The following is a 7,824-nucleotide window of genomic DNA, read 5'->3' as shown; positions in this document are numbered from 1 at the left end:
GCACCGGCCACCCCCGCCGCGCAGGCCGTCCGCCCGCCAGCTCAGGCCGCCTCGCCAGCCCAGGCCGCCCCGCCAGCCCAGGCCGTCAGCCCGGCGGCCGGCCCGGCGGTGCGGCAGTCGGTGCCCGGGGGCCGGCGGTGAGGGCGTTCGGGCCGTGGCTGGCCGTGCTCGCGGTGGTGCTGCTGCTCAGCGCGTTGCGGCTGCGCACCCTGGCCACCGTGGTCTCGCTGGCCTGGCTCGCCTGGTGCGTCTGGACCTGGGTCCGGCCCACCCGCCGCCGCGGCTGACCGACTCCGCGACACGGGTCCTCGCCCGCGACTCCGCGACACGGGCCGCCCCACACGCGACCGGGCCGGCCGCGTGCGCGGCCGGCCCGGTCGGGTGTGGGTGGGATCAGTACCGGTAGTGCTCCGGCTTGAACGGGCCCTCCACCGGGATGCCGAGGTACGCGGCCTGCTCCTTGGTGAGCGTGCTCAGCTTGGCGCCGAGCGCGTCCAGGTGCAGCCGGGCGACCTTCTCGTCCAGGTGCTTGGGCAGCACGTAGACGCCGATCGGGTACTGCTCGGTCTTGGTGTAGAGCTCGATCTGGGCGATCGTCTGGTTGGCGAACGAGTTCGACATGACGAAGCTCGGGTGGCCGGTGGCGTTGCCCAGGTTCAGCAGGCGACCCTCGGAGAGCACGATGATGGCGTGGCCGTCATCGAACTTCCAGAGGTCGACCTGCGGCTTGATGTTCTCCCGGGTGACGTCCGAGCGCTTGGCCAGGCCGGCCATGTCGATCTCGTTGTCGAAGTGCCCGATGTTGCCGACGATGGCCTGGTGCTTCATCCGGGCCATGTGCTCGTTGGTGATGACGTTGAAGCAGCCGGTGGCGGTGATGAAGATGTCCGCCTGCTCGACCACGTCGTCCAGGGTGGAGACCTGGTAGCCGTCCATCGCCGCCTGTAGCGCGCAGATCGGGTCGACCTCGGTCACCACGACCCGGGCGCCCTGGCCGCGCAGCGACTCGGCGCAGCCCTTGCCCACGTCGCCGTAGCCGAGCACGACCGCCATCTTGCCGCCGATCAGCACGTCGGTGGCGCGGTTGATGCCGTCGATCAGCGAGTGCCGGCAGCCGTACTTGTTGTCGAACTTGCTCTTCGTCACCGAGTCGTTGACGTTGATCGCCGGGAAGAGCAGGGTGCCCTCGCGGTGCATCTCGTAGAGCCGGTGCACGCCGGTGGTGGTTTCCTCGGTCACGCCCTTGATGCCGGCGGCGATCCGGGTCCACCGCTGGCCGTCCTCGGCCAGGGTGCGGTGCAGCAGCGTGAGGATGACCGCGTACTCCTCGGAGTCGGCGGACTCGACCGGCGGGACCGTCCCGGCCTTCTCGAACTCGGCGCCCTTGTGCACCAGCAGGGTGGCGTCCCCGCCGTCGTCGAGGATCATGTTGGGGCCCTGACCGTCCGGCCAGGTGAGCACCTGCTCGGTGCACCACCAGTACTCCTCCAGGGATTCGCCCTTCCAGGCGTAGACCGGGACGCCGGCGGGCGCCTCGGGGGTGCCCTGGCCGACGACGATCGCGGCGGCCGCGTGGTCCTGGGTGGAGAAGATGTTGCAGGACGCCCAGCGCACCTGCGCGCCCAGCGCGACGAGGGTCTCGATCAGGACGGCGGTCTGGATGGTCATGTGCAGCGAGCCGGTGATCCGGGCGCCGGCCAGCGGCTGGGCGTCGGCGAACTCACGACGAATCGCCATCAGGCCGGGCATCTCGTGCTCGGCGAGCCGGATCTCCTTGCGCCCGAACTCGGCAAGCGAGAGATCCGCCACCTTGTAGTCGCCCTCGGCGACGGTGCTCGGGCGAGTCTCGGACGCGCCGCTGGCGGACGCCGGGAGGGTGCTGGTCATGAAAGCTCCTGTCGGACGATGTGCTGCGCGACCATCCACCTTACGCGCGCCCGGCGGCGGCGCACGTCGCGGTCGGCGGACAGCGCACGGGGCGGTCGGTCGTGAACGGATTTCCCCGTCCATCAGCCGCCGCCCCGTGCATCCCCCCGGTTTGGTTCCCCGCGCGTTCTCGGACCTTCGTCGCGGTAACGCTGCGTACCCATAGAGTCACACCACGCTGATCCTGCGTCAAGCCATTTCGGGAAAGTCGGACTTGCCCCAGACGTGCGCCGAGGGCTCTCTCCGCAGCTCAGCGCAGGCCGCAGCTGGCCACGTACGCCTCACCGGCACCGGCGACGCGCAGCGGCCCGACGGCGGCCGCGGTGCCGACCGCGGCCTGGCCGCAGCCGAGCGTCACCGCGCCCGTGCCGTCGTCGGCGGAGACCTCCCCGGCGCAGCAGAGCACCACCCGGGGCCCCGGCACCGCCAGCGTGACCTCCGGCAGCTTCGCGCCCACCGTCACCCGGTGCAGCGCGAAATCCTCCACCGGCACCGGCCAGGTCGCCACGCCGGGGGCGACCTCCAGCGGTGGCACCACCGGGTCGTGCAGCACCTCGAAGCGCAGCACCCGGAGCAACTCCTCGACGTCCACCCGCTTCGGGGTCAGCCCGCCGCGCAGCACGTTGTCGCTAGCCGCCATGATCTCCACGCCGGTGCCCCGCAGGTAGGCGTGCAGGTTCCCCGCGGGCATCCAGATCGCCTCGCCGGGACTCAGCCGCACCCGGTTGAGCAGCAGCGCCACCAGCACTCCCGGGTCGCCCGGGTAGGCGGCGGCCAGCTCCCGCGCCAGCTCCGCGTCCGGCCCCGCGGCCGGCGCCGACGCCACGGCCGCCACCAGCGCGTCCCGCTCCGTCGCAGGCCAGGTCAGCAGCAGGCGTACGGCCTCCCGCAGCCCCGCCGGCCCGGCGCGGAGCGCGGCCAGCACCGGCTCCAGCGCGGGTACGCCGAACGCGGCGAGCACCTCCGCCGACACCCCCGGGTCCCGGAACCCGCACAGCGCCTCCATGGTGGCGAGCGCGACCAGCAGCTCCGGCTTGTGGTACGGGTCCACGTAGTTGCGCTGCCCGTCGGCGCGGGCGGCGTCGGCCGCGTGCCCGGCCCGGGCCTGGTCTGCGTCCGGGTGGGCCTGCAGGCTCAGCGGCGCGTCCGCGGCGAGCACCTTGAGCAGGAACGGCAGCCGGGTGCCGAACCGGTCGACCACCCGCTCGCCGAGCCAGTGGTCCGGCTCGGCGAGCAGCAGGTCGGTCAGGCTGACCCGGGTGCCGTCCCGCTCGACCGCGGCCGGGGCGCCCGGGTGGGCGCCCAGCCACAGCTCGGCCTCCGGGCCGTCGCTCGGCACCGGGCGCCCCTGCAGCTCGGCGATCGCCGAACGGGACCCCCAGGCGTAGTCCCGGATCGGCCCGTACAACAGCTCCACGAATCAGCTCCCGGGCCGCCCGGCGACCTCACCCGGCTCGGCTTCCGGCCCGGCCGCGGCGGTGTGCACACCGCGCCCGCTGCCCGCCTGCTCCACGGCGCCGCGGTAGATGTCCGGTTCCAGGTAGATGACCCGGGCGATCGGCACGGCCGCGCGGACCCGGTCCTCGACCACGTTGATGCCGCGGGCCAGTTCCTCGGCGCTGTCGCAGGCCGGCACAGCGATTTTCGCGGCCACCATCAGCTCCTCGGGGCCGAGGTAGAGCGTCTTCATGTGGATGATCCGCTCAACCTCGGGGCCCTCGGTGATCGCCTTCTCGATCGCGGCGACGTCGTGCGCCTCCGCGCCCTCGCCGAGCAGCAGGCTCTTGGTCTCGATGGCGAGCACGATCGCGATGACCACCAGCAGGACGCCGATCATCGCGGTGCCGACGGCATCCCAGCGACCGTTGCCGGTGATCAGGGTCATCCCGACACCGAAGAGCGCGAAGACCAGACCGACCAGCGCGCCCAGGTCCTCCAGCAGCACCACCGGCAGCTCAGGTGCCTTGGCCCGACGGACGAAGTGCACCCAGGACTGCTTGCCCCGGACGTGATTGGACTCCCTGATGGCGGTGCGGAAGGAGAACGTCTCCATCACGATGGCGACGACCAGCACGACAACCGGCACCAGGTGCCACTCGGTGATGCCCTCCTTGTGCGACCACTTGTGGTACGCCTCGTACAGCGCGAAGAGGCCGCCGACGCTGAACAGCACGATGGACACGATGAAGGCGTAGATGTAGCGCTCCCGGCCGTAGCCGAACGGGTGCTGCGGCGTTGCCGCCCGCTTGGCCCGCCGCCCACCGAGCAGCAGCAGCCCCTGGTTGCCGGAGTCGGCGACCGAGTGGATCGACTCGGCCAGCATCGACGACGACCCGGTCAGCAGGAACGCGATGAACTTGGTGATGGCGATGCCGACGTTGGCCAGCAGGGCGGCGATGATCGCCTTCGTCCCGCCGTTGGCGCTCACGCCGCCGCTCCGCTCCGCTGCGCGGCGTCGCGGGGCACCCGCGCTGGGCGTTGCCCGGTTCGCCCACTGCGTTCGCTCACTGGTTCGACAGCTCCTTCATCTCGGTGATGGCCGGTACGGCCATCGGGTCCAGTCCGTGCGCCAGGGCGAGATAGACCGAGGCGAAGTCGGGTACGGCGATCAGCGAGGCGAGCCGCTCCAGCGCCGAGCCGCCCTCGGCGGTCACCACGTCGCAGCGCACCCCGCGCCGCTCGGCGAGGGTCTGCACCGCCTCCGCGCGGCGCTCCTCGACGGCGAGCGGCTCGTCGGTGTCGTCCTCGGCGTTCAGCCCGCCGTCGCGCAGCAGCACCAGCCGCAGCCGGGTGCCGCCGCCCGGGGCGTCCTCGGGGTCGGCGAAGATGTCCCGCTCCCCCTCGACCAGACCGCCGAACACGCCGTCGAGCAGGCCGACCCGGCCACGGCCGGCCTCACCGAGGGCCCCACTGACCACCGGGTAGCGGGCGTTGGCCGACAGGGTGTCGCCGAACCGGCGGGCCGCGACGGTGGCCAGCGGCGACGAGCCCCAGACGATCGGGACCGAGCCGGCCAGGCCCAGCGCGAGCGACTTCGCCGGGTTGACGAATGACTCGGCGCTCGAACGGCAACGGTCGGCGTCCGCGTCGAGCCGCGCCGCGGTCTCCGCCAGGTCCGCCTCGTTGACCTTGACCAGGCCGAGCGTCCGGGCGGCCAGCAGCACCGGCACGGTGAGCGCCCAGAGGCTGGCCCGGGCCGGCGCGCGCCGGGGCACCGGAATGAACGGCGCCCGGGCCCGCTCGGCCACCGACTGCAGTTGCGAGTCGGGTGCGCCGACGGCCACCAGCCGGGCGCCCCGGCGGTGCGCGGCCTCGGCGGCGCCGAGTGCCTCGGGGCTGCGGCCGGAGGCGCTCACCGCGATCACCACGTCGGCGGCGCCCACCCAGCCCGGCACGCCCGCGCTGCGGTGCGGGATGACCGGCACCGGGCAGCGCGGCCCGGCGACCGTGGCCAGCACGTCACCGGTACGCCCGGCGGTGCCGATGCCGGCGATGATTACCGCCCGCGGCCGCCCCTCGTCGGCGAGCACCGACAGGTTGGCCTCGGCGGCCAGGGCAGCCGACTCACGGACCTGCGCCCCGCCCGAGGCGGTGTGCCGCAGCATGCCGCCGGGGTCGCGCTCGGCCAGCGCGTCAGGGTCGTCGAGCAGGCTCTCGTCGGCGTCGCGGTGGCCGCTCACGCCGGCCCTACCGTCGATCACGACCGCTCCACGGGGCCGCCGCGCGCCTCGTCCAGCAGCAGCACCGGCACGTCGTCGCGGACCTCGAAGATCCGGCCGCACTCGGTGCAGGTCAGCGTCTGCGCCTGGGCGTCGTAGTTCAGCGGTGCGTGGTGTGTGTCCGGACAGGCGAGGATCTCCAGCAACTGCGGGTCCAGGGCCACGGCGCGGCTCCTTCCACGTATGCGGTTTCACCGATCGGCGGTGCCGACCGGCGCACGCGATCTTATCGGCGAACCCGGTCGAGCACCTCGTCGCGGAGGGAGGTCATCCGTTCCCGGGTGGGGGCCTCGACGTTGAGCCGCAGCAGCGGCTCCGTGTTGGAGGCGCGCAGGTTGAACCAGGCGCCGTCCGGGAAGCGCAGGGTGAGCCCGTCCAGCTCGTCGACCTCGGCGTCCGGGTACGCGGCGCGCACCTCGGCCAGCTTCGCCCCCTGGTCGGCCACCGTTGAGTTGATCTCGCCGGAGGCGACGTACCGCTCGTACTCGCCGGCCAGCACCGACAACGGCTGCGACTGCTCGCCGAGAGCGGCCAGGGTGTGCATCGCGGCGAGCATGCCGGTGTCGGCGAACCAGAAGTCCCGGAAGTAGTAGTGCGCGGAGTGCTCGCCACCGAAGATCGCGTTGGTCCGGGCCATCTCCGCCTTGATGAAGGAGTGCCCGACCCGGGAGACCACCGGCTCGCCGCCGTGCTCCCGGATGATCTCCGGTACGGCGCTGGAGGTGATCAGATTGTGGATCACCGTGGAGCCGGGGTGCTTGGCCAGCTCGCGGGCGGCCACCAGGGCGGTGATCGCCGACGGTGAGACTGGCTCGCCCCGCTCGTCCACCACGAAGCACCGGTCGGCGTCGCCATCGAAGGCCAGCCCGATCTCGGCGCCGTGCTCGACCACGGCGCGTTGCAGGTCGACCAGGTTGGCCGGGTCCAGCGGGTTGGCCTCGTGGTTGGGGAAGGTGCCGTCCAGCTCGAAGTAGAGCGGCACGATCTCCAGCGGCAGCGCCGGCAGGGCGGCGTCGCCGAGCACGGTCGGGACCGTGTAGCCGCCCATGCCGTTGCCGGCGTCGACGACCACCTTCAGCGGCCGGATGGTGGACAGGTCGACCAGTTTGCGCAGGTGCGCGGCGTAGTCGGGCAGCAGGTCGCGCCGCTCCGCCGGGGCGGTCGGCTCACCGGCCGGGCCGGGCTCACCGGAGTCGAGCAGCGCCTGGGCCCGGTCGCGAATCTCGGCCAGGCCGCTGTCCTGGCCGATGGGGCGCGCGCCGGAGCGGCACATCTTGATGCCGTTGTACTGCGCCGGGTTGTGGCTGGCGGTGAACATCGCCCCCGGCAGGCCCAACGAACCGGAGGCGTAGTACAGCATGTCGGTCGAACCGAGCCCCAGCTCGATGACCGAGCGCCCCCGGGCGCGTACGCCGGCGGCGAAGGCGGCGGCCAGGCCGGGGCCGCTCGCCCGCATGTCGTGCGCGATCAGCACCGCCTCGCCGGGCTCGCCGGAGCTGTTCAGCACCTCGGTGAAGGCGGCGCCGAGGGCTGCCGCGACCCGCTCGTCCCACTGGTCCGGCACCGTCCCACGGACGTCGTAGGCCTTCACGATCTGGGACAGATCAGACACCGGTTTCGCTCCTCGCGCCGCAGGTCGGTCAACGGCCTGAGCGTATCGGAGGGGCGCCGCGTGCCCCGGCTCAGCCAGGGAGCCGGGGCATGAACACGGTGTGGTCACCACCGTCCGCCGGTGGCTCGGTGCCCGGCCGACCGGTCGACGGCAGGATACCGGGGGCGGCGGGCTGCCTGGGCGCGGGCGGCCCGGAGGTCGGCGCCGAACCCGGGAACGCGGATGTGGGAGCGGACGGACCGCTGCGCTGCCCCGGCGACCCGGAGACCGGAGCGGCACCGGGCGACCCGGAGACCGGAGCGGCACCGGGCGACCCGGAGACCGGAGCGGCACCGGGCGACCCGGAGATCGGAGCGGCACCGGGCGGCCCGGAGATCGGCGCGGCACCGGACGGTGCCGAGGTGGGAGCGGCCGGCGGGGGCCCGTACCAGGCCGGCGCCGGGGGTGGCGTGGCCGCACCGGGGCGGCCGGGCATCACCTGGGTGGCGTCGGGGCCGTGGGCCGGCCGGGCGCCGTACAACCCACCGGACGGGCGCGGCGCGGGCGGCCCGCCGTACATCCCCGGGG

Annotated in this window: 7 protein-coding genes and 1 pseudogene; 2 read left to right on the top strand and 6 right to left on the bottom strand. The window is 73.4% G+C overall.

Annotated features, from left to right (window positions below; all coding sequences use genetic code 11):
• The first annotated feature begins 137 nt into the window (after positions 1–137).
• Positions 138–287 (top strand): hypothetical protein, encoded by a 150-nt coding sequence (locus C1I99_RS33480; protein WP_199562407.1) that lies wholly within the window; start codon positions 138–140, stop codon positions 285–287.
• Between the two features lie 106 nt (positions 288–393).
• Here the strand turns inward: C1I99_RS33480 and ahcY are convergent, their stop codons facing one another.
• From ahcY to C1I99_RS26880, 6 genes are all read right to left on the bottom strand, one after another.
• Positions 394–1,887, bottom strand: coding sequence for an adenosylhomocysteinase (gene ahcY / locus C1I99_RS26905; RefSeq protein ID WP_111137016.1), 1,494 nt, complete (start codon positions 1,885–1,887; stop codon positions 394–396).
• A 289-nt stretch (positions 1,888–2,176) separates the two neighbouring features.
• Positions 2,177–3,343 (bottom strand): mannose-6-phosphate isomerase, class I, encoded by a 1,167-nt coding sequence (gene manA, locus C1I99_RS26900; RefSeq protein WP_111137015.1) that lies wholly within the window; start codon positions 3,341–3,343, stop codon positions 2,177–2,179.
• Between the two features lie 3 nt (positions 3,344–3,346).
• The gene (locus C1I99_RS26895) at positions 3,347–4,354 is read right to left on the bottom strand and encodes a cation diffusion facilitator family transporter (protein WP_111137014.1); all 1,008 of its coding nucleotides are present in this window, start codon (positions 4,352–4,354) and stop codon (positions 3,347–3,349) included.
• A 76-nt stretch (positions 4,355–4,430) separates the two neighbouring features.
• A complete protein-coding gene (locus C1I99_RS26890; protein WP_111137013.1) occupies positions 4,431–5,627 on the bottom strand; it encodes an SIS domain-containing protein in 1,197 nt (398 codons plus the stop codon).
• Positions 5,624–5,809 carry a Trm112 family protein gene (locus C1I99_RS26885; RefSeq protein WP_111137012.1) on the bottom strand — a complete coding sequence of 62 codons (186 nt, stop codon included), beginning with the start codon at positions 5,807–5,809 and terminating at the stop codon, positions 5,624–5,626. Before C1I99_RS26885 ends, C1I99_RS26890 begins: the two co-directional genes overlap by 4 nt.
• A gap of 62 nt (positions 5,810–5,871) precedes the next feature.
• Entirely contained in the window at positions 5,872–7,257 is a 1,386-nt protein-coding gene (locus tag C1I99_RS26880; RefSeq protein WP_111137011.1) for a phosphomannomutase/phosphoglucomutase, read from the bottom strand.
• A gap of 89 nt (positions 7,258–7,346) precedes the next feature.
• On the opposite strand from C1I99_RS26880, the pseudogene C1I99_RS26875 reads away from it, so the two are divergent.
• Positions 7,347–7,824, top strand: a pseudogene (locus C1I99_RS26875) (hypothetical protein); the annotation flags it as partial.

This window comes from Micromonospora deserti (genome assembly GCF_003236335.1).
GTDB classification, from domain to species: domain Bacteria; phylum Actinomycetota; class Actinomycetes; order Mycobacteriales; family Micromonosporaceae; genus Micromonospora; species Micromonospora deserti.
Note: the sequence above shows the minus strand (reverse complement) of the source record. Positions and strands in the feature narration are given on the sequence as shown.

What these genes read in the sequence shown, in the direction of transcription:
- ahcY (WP_111137016.1), bottom strand. Translation starts at nt 1,887, where the DNA reads ATGACCAGCACCCTCCCGGCGTCCGCCAGCGGCGCGTCCGAGACTCGC.